The sequence below is a fragment of the Tsukamurella ocularis genome (assembly GCF_965138335.1).
In the GTDB taxonomy this organism is placed as follows: Bacteria; Actinomycetota; Actinomycetes; order Mycobacteriales; family Mycobacteriaceae; genus Tsukamurella; species Tsukamurella ocularis_A.
Window position 1 is genome coordinate 40,464 of sequence record NZ_CBCSDV010000002.1, and the last position, 18,413, is coordinate 58,876.

Annotated in this window: 19 protein-coding genes, 1 tRNA gene and 1 pseudogene; 6 read left to right on the plus strand and 15 right to left on the minus strand. The window is 72.0% G+C overall.

Going from position 1 to position 18,413, the window contains the following annotated elements:
* Nucleotides 1–2: 2 nt before the first annotated feature.
* Together ACNAYW_RS02880 and ACNAYW_RS02885 are read right to left on the minus strand one after the other, a co-directional pair.
* The gene (locus ACNAYW_RS02880; RefSeq protein ID WP_415848256.1) at nucleotides 3–1,223 is read right to left on the minus strand and encodes an HRDC domain-containing protein; all 1,221 of its coding nucleotides are present in this window, start codon (nucleotides 1,221–1,223) and stop codon (nucleotides 3–5) included.
* Nucleotides 1,224–1,231: 8 nt separating this feature from the next.
* Nucleotides 1,232–1,849, minus strand: a complete 618-nt coding sequence (locus ACNAYW_RS02885; RefSeq protein WP_415848257.1) for a DUF3000 domain-containing protein — start codon at nucleotides 1,847–1,849, stop codon at nucleotides 1,232–1,234.
* Between the two features lie 95 nt (nucleotides 1,850–1,944).
* Between ACNAYW_RS02885 and hemE the strand changes: the two genes are divergently transcribed.
* From hemE to hemQ, 3 genes are read left to right on the plus strand one after another with little or no spacing between them, the layout of a single operon-like run.
* A complete protein-coding gene (gene hemE, locus ACNAYW_RS02890) occupies nucleotides 1,945–3,015 on the plus strand; it encodes a uroporphyrinogen decarboxylase (RefSeq protein ID WP_415848258.1) in 1,071 nt (356 codons plus the stop codon).
* Nucleotides 3,012–4,277, plus strand: coding sequence for an FAD-dependent oxidoreductase (locus tag ACNAYW_RS02895; RefSeq protein ID WP_415848259.1), 1,266 nt, complete (start codon nucleotides 3,012–3,014; stop codon nucleotides 4,275–4,277). The genes hemE and ACNAYW_RS02895 overlap by 4 nt, the downstream gene beginning before the upstream one ends.
* Before the next feature lie 33 nt (nucleotides 4,278–4,310).
* The gene (gene hemQ, locus ACNAYW_RS02900; RefSeq protein WP_415848260.1) at nucleotides 4,311–5,012 is read left to right on the plus strand and encodes a hydrogen peroxide-dependent heme synthase; all 702 of its coding nucleotides are present in this window, start codon (nucleotides 4,311–4,313) and stop codon (nucleotides 5,010–5,012) included.
* A 122-nt stretch (nucleotides 5,013–5,134) separates the two neighbouring features.
* On the opposite strand, the gene msrB is transcribed toward hemQ, so the two are convergent.
* From msrB to ACNAYW_RS02920, 4 genes are all read right to left on the minus strand, one after another.
* Nucleotides 5,135–5,554, minus strand: coding sequence for a peptide-methionine (R)-S-oxide reductase MsrB (gene msrB / locus ACNAYW_RS02905; protein WP_415848261.1), 420 nt, complete (start codon nucleotides 5,552–5,554; stop codon nucleotides 5,135–5,137).
* 9 nt (nucleotides 5,555–5,563) lie between these two features.
* Entirely contained in the window at nucleotides 5,564–6,823 is a 1,260-nt protein-coding gene (locus ACNAYW_RS02910; RefSeq protein ID WP_415848262.1) for a glycosyltransferase family 87 protein, read from the minus strand.
* Nucleotides 6,824–6,896: 73 nt separating this feature from the next.
* Nucleotides 6,897–8,450, minus strand: a complete 1,554-nt coding sequence (locus ACNAYW_RS02915; RefSeq protein WP_415848263.1) for an alpha/beta fold hydrolase — start codon at nucleotides 8,448–8,450, stop codon at nucleotides 6,897–6,899.
* 36 nt (nucleotides 8,451–8,486) lie between these two features.
* Entirely contained in the window at nucleotides 8,487–9,098 is a 612-nt protein-coding gene (locus ACNAYW_RS02920; RefSeq protein ID WP_415848264.1) for a dihydrofolate reductase family protein, read from the minus strand.
* Nucleotides 9,099–9,157: 59 nt separating this feature from the next.
* On the opposite strand from ACNAYW_RS02920, the pseudogene zapE reads away from it, so the two are divergent.
* Nucleotides 9,158–10,187 (plus strand): annotated as a pseudogene (zapE, locus tag ACNAYW_RS02925) (cell division protein ZapE).
* A 184-nt stretch (nucleotides 10,188–10,371) separates the two neighbouring features.
* On the opposite strand, the gene ACNAYW_RS02930 reads toward zapE, so the two are convergent.
* The 3 genes from ACNAYW_RS02930 to ACNAYW_RS02940 are packed head-to-tail and all read right to left on the minus strand — an operon-like array spanning nucleotide 10,372 to nucleotide 13,100.
* Complete coding sequence (locus tag ACNAYW_RS02930) at nucleotides 10,372–10,677, minus strand: metal-sensitive transcriptional regulator (protein WP_415848265.1); 306 nt, start codon at nucleotides 10,675–10,677, stop codon at nucleotides 10,372–10,374.
* A gap of 4 nt (nucleotides 10,678–10,681) precedes the next feature.
* Nucleotides 10,682–12,931, minus strand: coding sequence for a heavy metal translocating P-type ATPase (locus tag ACNAYW_RS02935; RefSeq protein WP_415848266.1), 2,250 nt, complete (start codon nucleotides 12,929–12,931; stop codon nucleotides 10,682–10,684).
* The gene (locus ACNAYW_RS02940) at nucleotides 12,921–13,100 is read right to left on the minus strand and encodes a hypothetical protein (RefSeq protein ID WP_415848267.1); all 180 of its coding nucleotides are present in this window, start codon (nucleotides 13,098–13,100) and stop codon (nucleotides 12,921–12,923) included. The genes ACNAYW_RS02935 and ACNAYW_RS02940 overlap by 11 nt, the downstream gene beginning before the upstream one ends.
* A gap of 105 nt (nucleotides 13,101–13,205) precedes the next feature.
* Between ACNAYW_RS02940 and ACNAYW_RS02945 the strand changes: the two genes are divergently transcribed.
* Both ACNAYW_RS02945 and ACNAYW_RS02950 read left to right on the plus strand, forming a co-directional pair.
* A complete protein-coding gene (locus ACNAYW_RS02945) occupies nucleotides 13,206–13,379 on the plus strand; it encodes a hypothetical protein (protein WP_415848268.1) in 174 nt (57 codons plus the stop codon).
* Between the two features lie 7 nt (nucleotides 13,380–13,386).
* Nucleotides 13,387–13,905: a CGNR zinc finger domain-containing protein gene (locus tag ACNAYW_RS02950; RefSeq protein ID WP_415848269.1), complete on the plus strand. Its 519-nt coding sequence runs from the start codon at nucleotides 13,387–13,389 to the stop codon at nucleotides 13,903–13,905.
* A 7-nt stretch (nucleotides 13,906–13,912) separates the two neighbouring features.
* On the opposite strand, the gene ACNAYW_RS02955 is transcribed toward ACNAYW_RS02950, so the two are convergent.
* From ACNAYW_RS02955 to ACNAYW_RS02980, 6 genes are all read right to left on the minus strand, one after another.
* A complete protein-coding gene (locus ACNAYW_RS02955; protein ID WP_415848270.1) occupies nucleotides 13,913–15,475 on the minus strand; it encodes an acyl-CoA carboxylase subunit beta in 1,563 nt (520 codons plus the stop codon).
* An 82-nt stretch (nucleotides 15,476–15,557) separates the two neighbouring features.
* Nucleotides 15,558–15,896 carry a YciI family protein gene (locus ACNAYW_RS02960; RefSeq protein ID WP_415848271.1) on the minus strand — a complete coding sequence of 113 codons (339 nt, stop codon included), beginning with the start codon at nucleotides 15,894–15,896 and terminating at the stop codon, nucleotides 15,558–15,560.
* A gap of 41 nt (nucleotides 15,897–15,937) precedes the next feature.
* Nucleotides 15,938–16,798: a membrane protein insertase YidC gene (gene yidC / locus ACNAYW_RS02965; protein WP_415848272.1), complete on the minus strand. Its 861-nt coding sequence runs from the start codon at nucleotides 16,796–16,798 to the stop codon at nucleotides 15,938–15,940.
* 91 nt (nucleotides 16,799–16,889) lie between these two features.
* Complete coding sequence (locus ACNAYW_RS02970) at nucleotides 16,890–17,207, minus strand: DUF6412 domain-containing protein (RefSeq protein ID WP_415848273.1); 318 nt, start codon at nucleotides 17,205–17,207, stop codon at nucleotides 16,890–16,892.
* A 62-nt stretch (nucleotides 17,208–17,269) separates the two neighbouring features.
* Nucleotides 17,270–17,342: transfer RNA gene (locus tag ACNAYW_RS02975), tRNA-Gly, on the minus strand.
* A gap of 64 nt (nucleotides 17,343–17,406) precedes the next feature.
* Complete coding sequence (locus ACNAYW_RS02980) at nucleotides 17,407–18,378, minus strand: NAD(P)H-quinone oxidoreductase (RefSeq protein ID WP_415848513.1); 972 nt, start codon at nucleotides 18,376–18,378, stop codon at nucleotides 17,407–17,409.
* Nucleotides 18,379–18,413 lie beyond the last annotated feature (35 nt).

Here is an 18,413-nt window from a genome sequence, read left to right on the forward strand (position 1 = left end):
GCTCAGACGGACGCGAGGGCGGCCGCGACCGCGGCGGCCGTGAGGCTCCGCTGCCAGGCCCGCGCGCCCGAGGCGGCCAGTGCGTCGTCGACGGCGGCGACGCCGTCGGCGGTGCCGTCCCAGCAGATCTGCCGGACGGCGTCCGTCGGCAGCAGGTTCTCCACGGGCACCGCGACCTCCTCGGAGATCACGGCGAGCGCTCCGCGCACTGCCGCGAGGCGCTCGGCCGCCTCCGGGTTCGACTTCGCCCAGCGGTTGTTCGCGGGCACCCCGTTGCGCGGACCGTGGAGCGGGGGCAGAGCGGTCTCGGGGAGGGCGTTGGCCCGCTGGATCGCGCCGAGCCAGCGCTTCGCCGAGCGTCGCATGCGCGGCCCGCCGAACACCGGCAGGGCGGTGAGTTCGGCCTCGGTGGCCGGGTTCTTCGCAGCGGCGTTGATGATCGCGGCATCCGGCAGCGTGCGCCCCGGCGCGACGTTGCGCTGCTCGGCCATCTCGTCCCGCGCGAGCCACAGTTCACGGGCCCGGCCGAGCTGGCGGCGGTTGCGCAGCGTGCTCAGGCCCGAGACGCGGCGCCAGGGATCCGTCTTCGGCAGGGGGTCGGGCCGGGTGCGCTCGTACTCGAACTCCTCGAGCGCCCATTCCAGTTTCCCGGCGTCCTGGAGGCGCTCGTAGGCCTCGTCGCGCAGGTCGACCAGCACCTCCACGTCCAGCGCCGCGTAGTTGAGCCAGTCGTGCGGCAGGGGCCGGGTGCTCCAGTCCGCGGCACCGTGTCCCTTCGCCAGCGCGTAGCCGGTGTACTCCGAGGTCATCGCCGCGAGATTGACCCGCGGCGCCCCCAGGAGCCGGCCCGCGAGCTCGGTGTCGAAGAGCGCGTCGCACTCGAAGCCGTCGTCCCGCAGGCAGGGCAGGTCCTGGTCGGCGGCGTGCAGCACCCACTCGACGCCGCGCATCGCCTCGATCACCGGAGCGAGGCCCTCGGGCTCGTGGATCGGGTCGAGCAGGAACAGCCCGGAACCCGTCCGCTTGATCTGGATGAGGTAGGCGCGGGAGGAGTAGGTGAAGCCCGACGCCCGCTCGGTGTCGACGGCGATCGGGCCGGTGCCCCGGCGCAGTGCCGCGGCGCACTCGGCGAACTCCTCGACCGTGGTCAGGGGCTCCGGAACGCCCTCGGCGGGTTCGGTGAGCGGAATGCCGGGGACCGGTTCCGATGAGGCCTTGCCCACGGGTGTGCCTACCCCGAGCCGAGCCGGGTGATGCCGGCGGGAGGCAGCCCGGCGGCGGTCTCGAGCACCGTGCAGAAGGCCTCGACGTGCCCGGACAGGTCGTCTCCCAGGGGCGTCCACGACGCCCGCAGCTCCAGCTGGTGGGCGCGCGGCGGGCCGGCGATGTCGCCGTAGCGCACTGACGCGGTCGCGGTGACGGTGCCGCCCAGCGCGGTCACCTCCTGGCCGCGTTCGGCGAGCGCGTCGGTCAACCAGCTCCAGGCGACCTCGGGGAGCAGCGGATCGGACGCCAGCGACTCGTCGACCTCGGACTGCACATAGGCGACGAGCCGCATCATGCCGTTCCACGCCTCGTGGCCGTGGGGGTCGTGGAGCAGGATCAGGCGGCCGAAGGTCTCGCCGTCGGAGTGCTCGGGCACGACGTCGGCCTCGGGCGCACGGACCTCGGCGCCGAGGGCGTAACTGTAGGGCGCGAGTCGCTGCGGCGGCCGGATGCTGCCGATCTCGATCTCGGGGCGGACCGTCGCCGTGTGAAGGGACTCGACGGCCGCGCGGAAGGACTCCGGCTCGGCGCCGCGCGCTCCCGCACCGCCCGCCGCTTCGTCACCCGTTCCTGGTTGGCTCACAAACCGTGACCGTAGCCGCTCCGGAGGCGACGCACGTGGAGGCGCGCCGCAGGCCGCGGCCTACGCGCGCGGCAGTCATGACATGATCGGTGTCGATGAGTACCGAGGATCGATCGACGACGGCCGCGGCGGCGTACCCGCTGCTCGACGCGGCGGCGGGGCGCACCCCGGAGCACCGCCCGGTGTGGTTCATGCGGCAGGCCGGGCGCTCCCTGCCCGAATACCGCAAGGCGCGCGAGGGGATCGGGATGCTCCAGTCGTGCTTCCGACCCGATCTCGTGTGCGAGATCACGCTGCAGCCGGTGCGCCGGCACCGCACGGACGCCGCGATCCTGTTCTCCGACATCGTGGTCCCGCTCAAGGCCGCCGGGATCGACCTCGACATCGTGAGCGGGATCGGCCCCGTCATCGAGCAGCCGATCCGGGACGCCGCGGCCGTCGCCGCCATGCCGAAGCTCGACGCGGCCCAGGTCGAGCCGATCGCCGAGGCGGTGCGGTTGCTGCGCGGCGAGCTGCCCGCGGGCGTCGCGCTCATCGGCTTCTCGGGCGCCCCGTTCACCCTGGCCTCGTATCTCGTGGAGGGCGGGCCGAGTCGTAACCACGAGCGCACGAAGTCGCTGATGTACACCGAGCCCGAGACCTGGCACGCGCTGCTCGACGCGCTCGCCGACATCGCGATCACCTTCCTGCGGGTGCAGGCCGACGCCGGCGCGCAGGCCTTCCAGCTGTTCGACTCCTGGGCCGGAGCGCTGTCGCTCGCCGACTACCGCACCTACGTCCAGCCCCACTCGGAGCGGGTCTTCGCCGCGCTGCGCGAGAGCGCTCCCGCCTTGCCCGCGTTCCACTTCGGGGTCGGCACCGGCGAGTTGCTCGGGGCCATGGGAGAAGCCGGCGCCGACGTCGTGGGCGTCGACTGGCGCGTCCCCCTCGACGTGGCCGCGGGCCGCGTCGGCCCCGGGAAGGCGCTGCAGGGGAACCTGGACCCGGCCACCCTGATGGCCGACCGGGCCACCGTCGACCTGCAGGTCCGGCGCGTCGTCGCCGACGCCGATGCGGCGCTCGCCGCCGGCGCCGTCGGGCACGTCTTCAACCTCGGCCACGGAGTACTCCCGTCGACCGACCCCGATGCGCTCACCCGCGTCGTCGACCTGGTGCACACGCTATGAGCAACGTCGCCGTCGTCGGGGCGGGCATCTCCGGGCTGGTCGCCGCACTGCGGCTGCAGCAGGCGGGTGCGCGGGTCACCGTCTTCGAATCGGGCAATCGGGTGGGCGGCAAGCTGCGCTCCGAGACCATCGGCGGAGAGCGCCTCGACGTCGGCGCCGAGGCCTTCGTCCGCCGCCGGCCCGAGGTGATCGACCTGGCGACCGAGCTCGGCCTCGCCGATCAGTTGGTCGAGCCCGCCGGTCGCCGCCCGGCGTTGTTCGCCGACGGCGCCCTCCGTGGTGGCTTCGGCCGCACCGTGATGGGCATCCCGGGCGATGCCGACGAGGTGCGGATCCCGTTGCGATGGAACCCCGGTGCCGACGCCTCGATCGGCGCACTGGTCCGCTCGCGGCTCGGCGACGAGGTCGTCGAGCGCAGCGTCGACCCGATGGTGTCGGGTGTCTTCGCGGCCCACGCCGACGACGTCTCCGTGCGCGCCGCGCTGCCCGCCCTGGCCGCCCGCCTCGATGCGGGCGCCGCGTCGCTGGGGGAGGCCGTTCGCGACGTCCTCGGCGAACCCGACGACAGCCCCGTCTTCGGGGCCTTCCGCGGCGGCTACCAACAGCTGCTCGACGCACTCGCCGAGCGGCTCGGCGATCGGATCATGCTGGGCGCCCCCGTGCCCGAGGTGCGGCCCGGCTGGAGCCTGCGCGGCTCGATGTTCGATGCGGTCGTCCTCGCGGTGCCCGCGCCGCAGGTGCGCCGCCTCGTCGGGCTGAGCCTGCCCGAGCTGGGCGCGGCGGTGGGCACGATCCCGGCGGCCAGCTCGGCGCTCGTGACGATGCGGCTGCCCGAGGACACCGAGCTGCCCGACCTGTCCGGCGTGCTCGTGGCGAGTCGCGAGCAGGTCAGCGCGAAGGCGGTCACGCTGTCGGGCCGCAAGTGGGATCACCTGCCGGGTGGAACGGTGCGCCTGTCCTTCGGTCGCCTCGGGGTGAGCCGGATCGTCGACGACGTCGACGCCGGGTTGGTCGCGGCGGCGCGGGAGGACCTGGCCAACGTGCTCGGCGTCACCGTGGAGCCGACCGTCGCGCACGTGCAGCGCTGGTACGAGGGCATCCCCGTCTACCTGCCGGGCCACCGGGACACCCTCGCCGCGATCGAGACGGCCACGCCGAAGGGCCTGGCCCTCGCGGGGGCGTACTTCGACGGGGTCGGGGTGCCCGCGTGCATCGCCCGCGCCGATGCCGCAGCGCAGCGCGTGCTCGCCGACCTGTCCTGAGCCGGTCCCGCGCGCGGGACTACGATCGAGGGCATGGCCAAACTGGATTACGCAGAGCTCAATTCGACCGTCCGCTATCTCATGTTCTCGGTGTTCTCGATCACGCCGGGCGAGCTGGGCGACGACGAGCAGCGGGCCGCGGCGGCCACTGAGGCCGAGGCGTTCCTGGCGAAGATCCAGGAGGGCGACCTGGTCGTCCGCGGCGTGTACAACGTCGCGGGGATGCGTGCCGACGCCGACTTCATGATCTGGTGGCACGCCGAGAAGCTCGAGGACCTGCAGGCCGCGTACAACGACTTCCGGCGCAGCACCGCCCTGGGCCGCGCGAGCCGTCCGGTGTGGTCGAACTCGGCGCTGCACCGCCCCGCGGAGTTCAACAAGAGCCACATCCCCGCCTTCCTCGCGGGGGAGGACCCGGGGGCGTACATCTGCGTCTACCCGTTCGTGCGCAGCCTGGAGTGGTACCTCCTGCCCGACGACGAGCGCCGCAAGATGCTCGCCGACCACGGGCGCGCGGCGCGCGGCTACCCGGACGTCCGCGCGAACACCGTGCCCGCCTTCGCGCTCGGCGACTACGAGTGGCTGCTCGCCTTCGAGGCGCCGGAGATGCACCGCATCGTCGACCTGATGCGCGACCTGCGCGCCACCGATGCGCGCCGGCACACGCGCGAGGAGACGCCGTTCTTCTCGGGGCCGCGCGTGGGGGTGCGCGAGCTCGTCACGGCGCTTCCCTAGCCGGTGGGCAGGGGGCGGCCGCGGGGCGGGCCTCGCTCACTAGGCTTCGCCCCCTCGCCTAGCGGCTCGCGGGCTGCAGAATCGTTCGACGAGCCCCGCCCCGCAGCCGCTGCGAGGTCGGCTCAGGAAGCGTCGTCGGGCTCCAGGCGCATGGAGATGCTGTTGATGCAGTACCGGAGGTCGGTGGGGGTGTCGTAGCCCTCGCCCTCGAAGACGTGGCCCAGGTGGCTGTCGCAGTTGGCGCACAGGACCTCGACGCGGCGCATGCCCAGCGAGTTGTCGACGCGCTCGATGATCTTGTCGCCCGCGAGCGGCGAGAAGAACGACGGCCAACCGCAGTGCGATTCGAACTTGGCATCCGAACGGAAGAGCTCTTCGCCGCACGCCCGGCACCGGTAGACGCCGGCGGTCTTCGTGTCCGTGTACTCGCCCTTGAACGGAGCCTCGGTCCCCGCCTCGCGCAGAACGCGGTATTCCGGTGCGGTGAGGCGCTTACGCCACTCGGAATCGCTCAGTTCCAGCTTGGGCTTCGGGTCTGTCATGACTCCACGTTAACCCTGTACAGCGGTTGGTGCCAGTTCGTGTTTGCCCGGTTCCTCGTCCGGCGTGAGGGGCCGGTCGATCCCTTCGTCGAGCCGGTTCTCGGCCTTCGCGTCGAGGTACCGGAACAGCAGGACGCAGAACGGCACCACGATGAGCAGCGACCATCCGAGGGTGCACTTGAGGTACGCCAACGACCGCCCGAACGCGGGCCATTTGCCGGATAGCCAGTTGTCGTAACTGAGGAAGCCGTAGACCGCGACCCAGGACGCCCAGTTCCCCAGCACGGAGCTGCGGTAGACCACGGTCATGAGCATCGGGAACAGCAGCATCGAGTAGTAGCCCTGGCCCAGCGACAGGACGAGCCACGACGTGGTCAGGAGCGTCCCGGTGGAGGTCGCGAGCCACAGCAGCTCGTTGCTCCGGCGGTAGTACTTCCAGAGCAGCCACAGGGTGACGGCGGCCATCACGACCACGGCGGCCCGCAGGAACAGCGAGAGCCACTCCGGCAGCCCGAAGTACTGCGCGTTGCCCTGGATCGAGCTGTTGTAGTAGTCGCGCGCCTCGCTGAGATAGGGCAGCGTCTTGTGGAAGAACTCGGTGCGATCCGCGGAGAGCAGCATGCCCGCACCCATCAGCACGACGGGGATGCCGACGGCGGCGATGAGCGCCTTCCACTGACGGTTCACGACGATCAGCAGCAGCATCACGAAGAGCAGCGGTTTGACGGCGAACGACAGCCCGAGGGGGACGCCCGCCCACAGGTCCTTCCGCTTGAGCAACAGCGCCATCGCGGCCACCTCGGCCAGCAGGACGAAGCAGTTGAAGTTCGTGTAGACCAGCGTGCTGGTCACGGCCTCGGTGGCCACCGCGAAGAACAGCACCACGGGCGCGACAACGGAGTTCAGGCCGTAGCCGAACATCCGGAGCATGATGTACAGGGCGAGCAGAAGTGCGACGGCGCTGAGCCCGACGAAGATGTACCGCGCGGTCTCCGGGTCGAAGTACCCGAACGGCGCCATCAGCAGCGTTCCCGACGGCGGGTAGAGATAGTGCGGATCCACCGTGTCGTAGTTCTCGGTGTACACCGCCTCGTGCCGCAGGAACCGCACGGCGGCGGCGTACACGGTGGTGAAATCGTCGGTCTTGTTCCCGTTCGGGACCAGGACGATCAGCCGTTGCAGCAGGGTGAGGAGGGCGAGCGGCCACAGGATGGCCTTGACCACGAGGCCGGGGTCGGACTTCATCCGAGCGAGGGCGACAGACGACACCGCTAAACCGTATCCGACGCCGCGGCGGCGACGCGGAGGCCCGCCCGCGTCCGGCGGCCCGGGCCGGCGCCGGTCACGCGGGGCAGGCCCGCGTCGACGGCGGGTCGAGCCGGTCCAGGTAGCCGATCAACGACTTCTGCACGCACGACGACCGGACCACGGCACCGTCGCCGATCCCGGCCCAGGTGACGGCGGTGGGTTGCGCGCCGACGACCGTGAGCTGCCCCGTCAGGGTGTCGAGCGCGGTGCGCGCGGTCAGGGGGTCGGCGGCCGAGGTGGCGACCACCGACGTCACGCCGAGGTCGGTGAGCTTCGGCGGCGCCGTCATCGTCGGCCAGGCCGCGCACGTGCCGAGGTCGAGCGCCGAGGCCGCGCCGAGCCGGAACTCCGGACCCCACTTCCGCGCGGAGGCGAGGATCTGGTCGGGGGAGGCCTTGGTGACGGCGTCCGAACAGCGCCCGAGGAACTGGCCGTCGGTGCCGATGGCCTCGTCGGCGGTGCGGAGCAGCGCGCGCAGCGGGGCGGCGTCCCCGGACCGGGCGCCTTGCAGCGCGGTGGCGAGGCGCGTGACGCGGGCGTCTCGGTCGCCGGGGCCCACGCCCAGGGTGACGACGACGGCCCGTCGGACATCGGAGTCCGTGAACGAGCCCAACCGGCCCGCGGCCGCGTCGTCGATGATCCCGCGCACGGCGCCGGCGGGGTCCGCGCCGAGGGCGCAGGTGGGTCCGCACTGCGCGGCGAAGGCGTCGACGGTGGCCGAGGTACCGCGCGCGGCGTCCTCGGCGCGCTGCAGCTCGGTGCCGCCGTAGCGGACGGGGGAGTCGAGGATCAGGCGCGCGACCTGTTTCGGGTGTTCCGCCGCGTACGCGAGGGCGGTGGTGGAGCCGTCGCCGACGGCGAGCAGCCCCAGGGCCGGCACGTCCCACGTGGTGCGCAGCTTCTCCAGGTCCTCGGCCGCGGACGCCGCGGTGAAGTCGGAGATCGCGTCGGCGTAGGCGTCGCCGCACGTGGTCGACGCCTTCTGCGCGGCCTCGCCGATCTTCGCCACGCGCGTCTCCAGGCTCTGTCCCGCCGCGCCGCCGCTGCGCAGCAGTGCCTGATCGGCGGCGGTGCGGCAGGTGAGCGCGCCGGACGTGCCGATGCCGCGACGCTCGACGGCCACCACGGGCCGGTTCGCCAGCACGGGGCTGTCGCCGGCGGCGAGGGTGGCCAGCGCCCGCTGGCCGGTGAACTCGGTGCCGCCGACCAGCACCAGGGGCGCGGCGGTATCGGGCGTGCCGGGCACCCGGGCCCGCGTCACGGCGAGCTTCAGAGGCGCCTCGGCCTGGCCGACCCCGACGGTGAGAGTGGCGCACTGCAGGGTGGCGTTCCCCGCCGGCGGGGTGCCGTAGCGGGCGGCGAGGCGGTTCGTGCAGTCCTGCCAGGCAAGCGGGTCCTTCGCGGAGGCCTTCCACTCCGGGCCCTTCGGTGCTTCGTCAGCGGAGGCGGACGGCGCGCGGCCGCCCTGCCCGAAGTCCGTGACGTAGTCGGGAGTCGGAGCCGGGACCGGCGCGCAGGCGGACACGGCGACGATGGCGCCGACGGCGATCCCGGCGGCGGCGAGGGCTCGGTGGCGCGCGTGGGACATGGCGTTCACAGTAGCGAGATCGGGCCGCGGCGGGCGTCAGCGCATCCAGCGCGTGTAGAGGTAGCCCTCGTCGTCGCCCAGCACCGGGCCGCGCCGCCAGCGATCGAGTGGGAGGTCGGGCCCGCTCACGATGCGCTTGCCCGCGCCCCCGACCAGCATCGGCGCGATGGTCAGGCACAGCTCGTCGACGAGGCCCGCCGCGAGCAGCGCGCCGAGGACACCGGGGCCGCCCTCCGTGAGGATCCGCCGGTGGCCGCGCGCGTACAGATCGTCGAGCACCGAACGCAGGTCGACGGATGCGCCCCGCCCGGAGTACACGATAGGCTCGGGCCCCTCGGGCGGGTACAGGCGGGGCGTGCGGGCGACGGTTCCCCGGGTCACGATCGCGAGCGCGGGGTGCCCGGGCGTGCCGTAGTCCTCGTCGCGCACCGTCGCCGCCCCGACCAGGACCACGTCCGCCGCGGCCCGCAGCGCCCGGAAGACGCGGCGGTCGCCGTCGCCGCCCAGGCCACCCGACCGTCCGGCGGCGGTGGACGATCCGTCGAGGGAGCCGATCATGTTGGCGCGCACGTACGATCGGCCCTCGGCGGTCGGGTGGTCGAAGGCGCGGGCGAGGGCGGCGTCGTCGGTGGGCAGTGGCTCGATCACGTCACGACCGTAGCGCGAGATTTTCCGACCGCGACGACCAGCGCATATGATCACGACTCATGACGCTGCATCTCGTGGATCGCAACCCGACGGTGACGCCGGAGCAGATGGTGGAGCAGCTCGTTCCGCCGGAGATGTTCAGCGAGGTCAGCTTCGACAGCTACATCCCGGACCCGAACGAGCCGACGCAGGCCGCCGCGGTCCAGACGGGGCGCGCGTTCGTGGCGGACGTCGTCAAGCTCACCAAGCAGCGGAACAAGAAGGGCCTGTTCGGCCGCAAGAGCACCCCGCCGCACGGCGTGGGTCTCTACCTCGACGGCGGCTTCGGCGTCGGCAAAACCCACCTCCTGGCGTCGATCTTCCACAGCGTCCCGTCGCCGAAGTCGTTCGGCACCTTCGTCGAGTACACCCACCTGGTGGGCGCGCTCGGGTTCAACCGGTGCGTCGAGTACCTGGCGAACCACAGCGTGATCTGCATCGACGAGTTCGAGCTCGACGACCCGGGCGACACGATGGTGATGTCGCGGCTCCTCACCGAGCTGGCGGCGCGGGGCGTCTCGATCGTCGCGACGTCGAACACGCTGCCGGGGCAGCTGGGCGAGGGCCGGTTCGCCGCGCAGGACTTCCTCCGCGAGATCAACAAGCTCAGCTCGGTCTTCCAGTCAGTCGGTGCGCGTCGACGGGCCCGACTACCGGCACCGCGATCTGCCGCCCGCGCCGGACCCGCTCACCGACGAGGAGCTGGTCGCCGTCGCCGAGGCGGACCCCACCGCCACCCTGGACGACTTCGACGCGCTGTCCGAGCACCTGTCGAAGCTGCATCCCTCGCGGTACAAGCAGTTGGTGGACGGGATCTCCAAGGTGTGCATCAGCGGGGTGCACCCGGCCGACAACCAGACCGTCGCGCTGCGCATCGTCGTGCTCGCGGACCGGCTCTACGACGCCGGTATCCCGGTGCTGGTCTCGGGCGCCAAGCTCGACGAGATCTTCACCCCGGAGATGCTGGCCGGCGGTTACCGGAAGAAGTACCTGCGCGCGACGTCGCGCCTGCTGGCGCTGTCGCGTTTCGCGTCCGCCGAGGCGAAGTAGCCCCGAACGCACCAACACCCGCCCGGTGATGTGTGGGCCGGGCGGGTGCATGGGTGAGGGTGTCGGAGTGTGAGACGCGTCTCACTTCGCTGACAACAGTCACTGTACGGGAACGCGTTACTCCGGGGAAGTCGGTTCGCGCATTCCAGTGCCCGGAATTCGCCGCTGCAACTGTGGAAGTGGTTCAGCGCGTGAAACGGGCTATCGCGTCGGTCGCCTCTTTGAGCTTGGCCGCCGTCTCCGCGTCGTCCCCCGACCGGGCGGCGTTCACGACGCAGTGGCTCATGTGGTCCTCGAGGAGGCCGAGCCCGACCGCCTGCAGGGCCTTGGTCATGGCCGAGACCTGCGTGAGGATGTCGATGCAGTACTTCTCCTCCTCGACCATCCGCTGCAGGCCGCGTGCCTGCCCCTCGATGCGGCGCAGCCGCTTGAGGTACTCGTCCTTGTCGGACATGTAGCCGTGGTGCGCGTGGCCGGTGTCGGTGGTCATGGGATCAGTATCCCTTCCTGGGACGGAAACTCCGCAGTCGCAGGCTGTTGCTGACCACGAAGACGGAGGACAGCGCCATCGCGGCGCCGGCCAGCATGGGGTTGAGCAGACCCGCCGCGGCGAGGGGGAGTGCTGCCACGTTGTACGCGAAGGCCCAGAACAGGTTGGTCCTGATGGTGCTCAGGGTGCGTCGCGAGAGCCGGATGGCGTCGACGACGGTACGCAGGTCGCCGCCGACGAGGGTGAGGTCGGACGCCTCGATCGCGGCGTCGGTGCCGGTGCCCATGGCGATGCCCAGATCGGCGGCGGCGAGCGCGGCGGCGTCGTTGACCCCGTCGCCGACCATCGCCACCGCGTGGCCGTCGGCCTGCAAGCGGCGCACCGCCTCCACCTTCTGGGCGGGCAGCACGCCGGCGATCACGTCGTCGACGCCGACCTGAGCCGCGATGAACCGGGCCGCGGGCTCGTTGTCGCCCGTGAGCATGATCGGCCGCAGCCCCAGCTCGCGGAGCCGCGCGACGGCCTCCAGCGACGTGGGCTTGACCTCGTCGGAGACCACGAGGACGCCGCGGGCGGCGCCGTCCCAGCCGACGGCGATCGGGGTCCGGCCGTGCTGCTGCGCCTCGTCGAACGCCGCCCGCAGATCGTCGGGCAGGGGCATCGCGGCATCGCTCAGCAGGGTCGGGCGTCCGACGGCGACCGCGCGCCCGTCGACGGTGCCGCGGATCCCGAGCCCTGGAAGTGCGCCGACCTCGTCGACGGTGCCGAGCGTCGCGGGCGCGGCGCGGACGACGGCGCGGGCGATCGGGTGCTCGGAGGCGGCCTCCAGCGCGGCGGCCACGGCCAGGACCTCGTCGGCGGACTCGCCCGCGGCCGGGTGCACCGCCTGCAGGGTCATGACGCCGGTGGTCACGGTGCCCGTCTTGTCGAGCACGACGGTGTCGACGGTGCGGGTGTGTTCCAGCGCCTCGGGGCCCTTGATGAGGATTCCGAGCTGGGCGCCGCGGCCCGTGCCGACCAGCAGCGCCGTGGGCGTGGCGAGGCCGAGGGCGCACGGGCAGGCGATGATCAGCACCGAGACCGCTGCGGTGAGCGCCATCGAGGCGGGTTGCCCGGAGCCGAGCCAGAAGCCGAGGGAGCCGACCGCGATCGCGATGACGATCGGCACGAAGACGCCCGAGATCCGGTCGGCGAGGCGCTGCGCCTTCGCCTTCCCGGCCTGCGCGTCCTCGACCAGGCGGCTCATCTGGGCGAGCTGCGTGTCGGCGCCGACCCGGGTTGCGCGCACCACGAGCCGGCCGCCCGCGTTGACGGTCGCGCCGGTCACGGCGTCGCCGGGACGTACCTCGACGGGCACGGCCTCGCCCGTGAGCATGGAGGCGTCGACGGCGGACTGCCCGGAGGCGACGACGCCGTCGGTGGCGATCTTCTCGCCCGGCCGCACGACGAACTCGTCGCCCACGACCAGGTCGCCGATGGGAACGAGTGTCTCGACGCCCCCGCGCAGCACGGTCGCGTCCTTGGCGCCGAGCTCCAGGAGCGCGCGCAGGGCGGCCCCGGCCTGCCGTTTGCTCTTCGCCTCGAAGTAGCGCCCGGCGAGGATGAACGTGGTGACGCCGGCGGCGGCCTCGAGGTAGATGGTGGCGGTGCCGTCCATCCGCTCGATGGTGAACGTGAACGGGTGCGTCATGCCGGTGACGCCGGCAGTGCCCCAGAACAGGGCGTAGACCGACCAGCCGAACGCGGCGAGCACGCCGATCGAGACGAGCGTGTCCATCGTGGCGGTGCCGTGCCGGAGATTGGTCCACGCCGCGCGGTGGAAGGGGAGCGCGCCCCACACCACCACGGGCGAGGCGAGGGTCAGGGAGAGCCACTGCCAGTAGTCGAACTGCAGGGCGGGGATCATCGCCATCCCGATCACCGGGACGGTGAGCGCGGCGCTGATCGTCAATCGCCGGCGCAGCGCATCGGCGGGCTCGTGCGTCCGGCCCGCGGGCTCGTCGTCCTCGTCTCCGCCGGGCGCCGCGGGCACGTGCGCCGCGTAGCCCGCCTGCTCCACGGTGTCGACGAGGACCGCCGGATCGGTGCCGGCCGGCGCCGTGACGTGCGCCTTCTCGGTGGCGAAGTTGACGGTGGCGGTGACCCCGTCGAGCTTGTTCAGCTTGCGCTCGATGCGGTGCGCGCACGAGGCGCACGTCATACCCTCGATCGCGAGGTCGACGACCGCCTCGGGCGGGTGGGTGTCAGTGGCCACCGTGGCCTCCCTCCGAGGTCGACGGTGCGGCCGCGTGCGGCCCGGGGCCCTCGGGCGTCGGGCCGACGGCGGCGCCCACGGCGAACGCGGCGGCGAACACGACGGCCAGGCCGGCCGCGAACACGCCTATCGTCACCAGGGGATTCATCGCCTCGCCCGCCTTTCGCATCGATCCACCTTACTATACCCCCCTAGGGTACGAGGACGGCGGCGGTGCGGTGGCTCGTCGTGTAATGGTTGAAACGTCGAATGGCCCCGTCGCACGCTCGATCGCATGACCGAGAACGAGATGCAGATCCACGCCTGGGAGACCGAATCGCACCACCCGACCAGCGAGGGGATCGTGATGTACCAACGCTGCGCCTGCGGGGCGTGGCGGATCAAGCTCGTCGGCCGGACCGTCGAGGTGCCCGTGTCGGAGCCCGAGATCGCCGCCCGGGCGGGATGATCGATCCGTGCAGTTCGATCACGACAACATGACCGGGGTACGGCTCGCCGTCGACCTGGTGAACCTCCGGGCCGATGGCGGGTGGTCCGAGGACGGGGTCGCCGCGGCGCTGCACGAGCACGAGATACGGCGGGTCGAGCTGGACGCCGCCGCGGTCGACGGCCTCGGGGGCTGGGCGGACCTGCTGCGCGCTCCCTTCCTCGCCGAGACCGTCGACGACCGGTGCACCGCGGTGAACCGTCTTCTTGGCGCGGGCACCGCGGGGATCTATCTCACCGCCCACGACGACTGGCGGCCGCACCTGCACTTCACTCCGGAGACCGAATCCCTGCTGAGTCGGGTCAAGGCGGTCACCGCCGGCGGGCTCGCCGTCTTCACCACCGAGGCCGAGGGCGCGCGGCTCGGCGCCTGCGCCCGCGAGGGCTGCGTGCGGGTCTTCGCCGACACCAGCCGCGGTGGCAGGCAGTCGTATTGCTCGCCGCGCTGCGCCAACACGGACGCGGTGCGCCGGCACCGTCGGGCCTAGTCCCCGGTCAGATCGGGGAGATGGACCGGCGCTTCTGCGGCACGCGCGGCTGTCGGCGCCGTACCCGGCCCAGGGCCTCCGCCAGCATCGGCCGCGTCGCCGACGGCAGCACCACGTCGTCGATGCCGAAGCCGTCGGCCGCGAGCAGCGGGTCGACGTTCGCCTGGAACAGCGTGATGAGGTCGCCGCGCGCCTTCGCCGGATCGGGCGCCGCCTCGTACTGCGAGCGGAAGGCGAGGTCGACCGCACTCTCGATGGGGATCGCGCAGATCTCGGCGGTGGGCCAGGCCAGCGAGAGGTCGGCCTCGATGCTGCGGCCGCCGCCCATCGCGATGTACGCGGCGCCGTAGGCCTTGCGCGTCACGATCACGAATCGCGGCACCGTGGCGGCCGCCAGCTCGTAGCCGAGCCGCGCGCTGCGCCGCACGAGGTTCGTCTCCTCGGCGCCCGCGCCGACGAGGAAGCCGGGCAGGTCGATGAGGATGAGCAGCGGCAGCCCGAAGGTGTCGCACACGGCGATGAAGTGCGCCGCCTTTTCGCAGGCGTTGGCGTCGAGCGCGCCCGCGTGGAAGCGCGGCTGATTCGCGACCACGCCCACCGGGCGGCCGTCGATCCGCGCGAACGCGGTCACGATGTTCGGCGCGTGCAGTCGCTTGAGCTCGAAGACGGTGTCGACGTCGGCGATCGCCTCGATCACGTCGACCACGTCGTAGGCCCGGCGCATCGACGACGGGACGAGGGTGTCGATACCGTCCGCCGTGTCGCCGGGCTCGTGCGGGCCGGCGGAGACCAGCGGCTCGTCGGCCGCGGAAGCGGGCAGGTAGCTCAGGAAGGCGCGGATCGCGTCCACCGATTCCTGCTCGGTATCGGTCACCACGTCCACCACGCCGCGCTCGGCCTGCAGGTCGGCGCCGCCGATCTCGTCGTTGGTGAGATTCTCACCCGTCGCGGCCTGCACCAGCGGCGCCGAGGAGATGCCGATGGTGCCCATGCCGCGCACGATGGTCACGAAGTCGCAGCACGCCGAGATGTTGGCGGGCGCACCGAAACCGGGCCCCATCATGGCGGCGACGAGCGGCACGTGCCCGGAGAGGTCGGCCAGGCGCAGCAGGAGCCGCGACCCGGGCGCGGCGAGCCGGGAGTCCAGCGCCTCCTGCATCCGGTGCCCGCCGCCGTCCATGAGCATGATCAGCGGGATCCCGTCGAGCAGCGCGCGCTCGGCGCACCGGTCCAGTTTCGCCATCCCGGTCGCGCCGTTGCTGCCGCCGAGCACGGTGAAGTCGAAGGCCGCGATGGCCGCCGGCCGGCCGTCGATGTAGCCGACGCCGGTGACCACGCCGTCGCCCGGAGCGACGAGGGGAGCGGCGCCCTGCTGGGCGGGGCCGGGCCCGGCGAGGGCGCCGAACTCGTGGAATCCGCCGTTCGCCAGCAGCGCGACCCGCTCACGGGCGGTCATCTTGCCGCGGGCGTGCTGTTTGGCCACCTTCTCGGCGCGCGCCTCGTCGGTGACCGCCCGGTAGGCGGCTCGGACGCGATCGTTGAGGGACTGTTCGGGCGTGGGTTCACTCACAGTCGGAAGCTAGCAGGCGGCCGCGAATGGTGGACAGGTGGCCGTGTTTCGTCCATTCTCGCCGGTCGGAACGTCGCGACGACTAACCCGGCAGGGAGTCCCCGGGGAAGCTCATGCACGGGTAGACCTCGCTGTGCATCATCCCGGCGCGGATGCACGGGTCCTCGGCGATGATCTCCTCGGCCCGGTCGGTGGACACCGTCATGATCGCCATCCCGGCCATGGCCTCGTCGAGGATCGGACACAGGATCGCGATCACGCCGTCGGCGCGCAGCGAGACCATGCGCCGCTGGTGCTCGAGCTCGATCGCGGCAGCGCCGTCCTGCGCGCGGCGGGGACCCCACCGGAGGATCACCAGGCTGAACGGCTGGGCGGTCTGCACCAGCTCCTGAATCTGTTCGTCCGTCACCGTCGTGCCCACGGTTCGCTCCTGCGCTGGTTCGATTCCTTCGCGGTCCGCTCTCACGCTACTGCGCGCGCCGCCCGTGCCTCGTCCCTTTCCAGCACCCGATGGGTCACGTGCTGCTGGCCGTAGGTCCAGATGTTGTTCGCGACCCAGTACAGCAGGATCGCGACCGGCAGGACAGGCCCCGCGACGACGCTGCCCACCGGCATCACCCACAGCATGAGGGTGCGCATCAGGTCGGTCTGCAGGCCGTTGGTGGGATCGGCCACCTGGTGACGGAGCGAGAACCGCGCATTGATGTGCGTCGCGAGGCACGCCGCGAGCATCAGCGGGATCGCGACGGCCGCGACCGAGGCGACACTCGACACGCCGCCGAACTGCGCGAACGAGGCGAGCACCGTGTCGGAACTCGACATCGACACCGAGATCGGCGCCCCGAACAGGCGGGCGCCCAGGAACGACTGCACGTCGCTCACGGAGAAGACGTAATTCGCGGTGTTCGCGTTCTGCTCGGGCGTGAGGCCGAGCCGGCCCCAGCCCGTTCCTGTGCGGTTGAACGAGCGGAGTACGTGGTAGAGGCCGAAGAACACGGGGATCTGGACCAGCGCCGGCAGACAGCCGAGCAGCGGCCGGACGCCGTGTTCGCGCTGGAGCTCCTGCGTCTTCCGGGCCAGCTTCTGCGTGTCCTTCCCATGCGTGCGACGGAGGGCGTCCAACTGCGGGCGCAACTTCTGTACCTGCCGGCCGGTGCGTGCGGCGACGATGCCGGGCCACAGCAACAGGGCTCGGACGGTGAAGACGAGGAAGACGACGGACAGCGCCCAGGCGACGCCGTTGTCGGCGCCGAGGACCGCACCGAAGAGGCGGTGCCAGGCCCAGAGGACGGCGGAGATCGGGTAGTAGACGACATCGAGCATGAAGGAAGCACCTCACAGGCAGGAACGCGCGCGAGTGACCGCGGCGCGCAGGGAAAGGGGTCTGCGGGTGCGGCGTGTGCCGGGACGGGGGCTACGCCGCGGAGGCGGCGCAGCCGGGTGCTCGAGGTCGACGGGGCCGCCCGGCCCCGTTGGGCATGGAACTGCGGCGGTACGCGCCGCGCAGCCGTTGGTCCGGTTCGCGTCCGGTCCGCGGGCCCGACGGTGCGCGGTCTTCCCGTTCCGTGGCCGCGTGACAGAGGGCGGCCACGGCGATCGCGAGGGCGATGCCGACGAGGGCGGCGGCACCGTCGGACACGGCGACGCCGGCGACGAACAGCGCGACGACCGCGATCCACGGCGCGGAGAGGTCGCCCCAGCGGGGGAGCCTCCGGAGCAGATCGGCGGTCATGGCTGCCACAGTACGCCGGAAATGGCTGAAGCCCCGGCCGCGTACGCGACCGGGGCTCCTTGAGCGGATGACGGGATTCGAACCCGCGACCCTCACCTTGGCAAGGTGATGCGCTACCAACTGCGCTACATCCGCGTGCCCATCGGGCGAGCAACAAGTTACACGAAGGTTGCGCCCGGGCGCGAATCGGCTGGTGGCGTCAGGCTTCCCGCGGCAGCAGCAGGACTTTGCCGACGGAATCCTTCGACTCGAGGAGGGCCTGTCCCTGCTCCGCCTCGGCGAGCGGCAGCCGCGCGGAGATCACCGGAGCGATGAGGCCCCGCTCGACGAGCGGCCACTCGTCCGCGGCGACCGCAGCGACGATCTCGGCCTTCGATCCGGGGCCGGTCAGGGGCCGATTCCGCACGTTCAGCCCGATGATGCGGGCCCGCTTCCCGATGAGCGCCCCGACGTTGACCTCTCCGGTGAACCCGCCCTGCATCCCGATGATCACGAGCCGCCCGCCGACGCCCAGCGCGTCGATGTTCCGGGGCAGGTAGCTGCCGCCCATGATGTCGAGGATCACATCCACCTGGCCCGCGAGTTCGGCCGCGAAATCCTGTTCGCGGTAGTTGATCACGATGTCGGCGCCGAGCTCGCGGCAGCGCTGCGCCTTGCCCTCCGAGCCCACGGTGACGGCCACTCGCGCGCCGAGTGCCTTCGCGACCTGGATCGCGTGGGTCCCGATGCCGCTACCGCCGCCGTGCACGAGGAGGAGGTCGCCGGCCTTGAGCCTGGCGTCCATGACGATCGTCGACCAGACGGTGCTCGCGACCTCGGGCAGTGCCGCCGCGTCGATCAGCGGGACGCCGGCGGGCACGGGCAACAGCTGTGCGGCCGGGACCACGGCGTACTCGGCGTACCCACCGCCGGCCATGAGGGCGCACACCTCGTCGCCGACCGTCGGGCCGTCGACCTCGGGCCCCAGCGCGACGACGGTGCCGGAGACCTCCATGCCCATGACATCGGTGATGCCGGGCGGCGGCGGGTAGAGGCCCTGTCGCTGCAGCAGGTCGGCGCGGTTGATGCCGGCGGCTTCGATCCGGACGAGGACCTCGCCGGTGGCGGGCGCGGGAGTGGGGACCTCGTCGACGACGAGGTTCTTCTCGTCGTCGATGACGATCGCGCGCATGGACGTGGGGATGGAGGTCATGGAGTGCCTTTCGG

What these genes read in the sequence shown, in the direction of transcription:
- hemE (WP_415848258.1), top strand. Translation starts at nt 1,945, where the DNA reads ATGAGTACCGAGGATCGATCGACGACGGCCGCGGCGGCGTACCCGCTG.
- ACNAYW_RS02895 (WP_415848259.1), top strand. Translation starts at nt 3,012, where the DNA reads ATGAGCAACGTCGCCGTCGTCGGGGCGGGCATCTCCGGGCTGGTCGCC.
- hemQ (WP_415848260.1), top strand. Translation starts at nt 4,311, where the DNA reads ATGGCCAAACTGGATTACGCAGAGCTCAATTCGACCGTCCGCTATCTC.
- msrB (WP_415848261.1), bottom strand. Translation starts at nt 5,554, where the DNA reads ATGACAGACCCGAAGCCCAAGCTGGAACTGAGCGATTCCGAGTGGCGT.
- ACNAYW_RS02915 (WP_415848263.1), bottom strand. Translation starts at nt 8,450, where the DNA reads ATGTCCCACGCGCGCCACCGAGCCCTCGCCGCCGCCGGGATCGCCGTC.
- ACNAYW_RS02930 (WP_415848265.1), bottom strand. Translation starts at nt 10,677, where the DNA reads ATGACCACCGACACCGGCCACGCGCACCACGGCTACATGTCCGACAAG.
- ACNAYW_RS02940 (WP_415848267.1), bottom strand. Translation starts at nt 13,100, where the DNA reads ATGCGAAAGGCGGGCGAGGCGATGAATCCCCTGGTGACGATAGGCGTG.
- ACNAYW_RS02945 (WP_415848268.1), top strand. Translation starts at nt 13,206, where the DNA reads ATGACCGAGAACGAGATGCAGATCCACGCCTGGGAGACCGAATCGCAC.
- yidC (WP_415848272.1), bottom strand. Translation starts at nt 16,798, where the DNA reads ATGCTCGATGTCGTCTACTACCCGATCTCCGCCGTCCTCTGGGCCTGG.
- ACNAYW_RS02970 (WP_415848273.1), bottom strand. Translation starts at nt 17,207, where the DNA reads ATGACCGCCGATCTGCTCCGGAGGCTCCCCCGCTGGGGCGACCTCTCC.
- ACNAYW_RS02980 (WP_415848513.1), bottom strand. Translation starts at nt 18,378, where the DNA reads ATGCGCGCGATCGTCATCGACGACGAGAAGAACCTCGTCGTCGACGAG.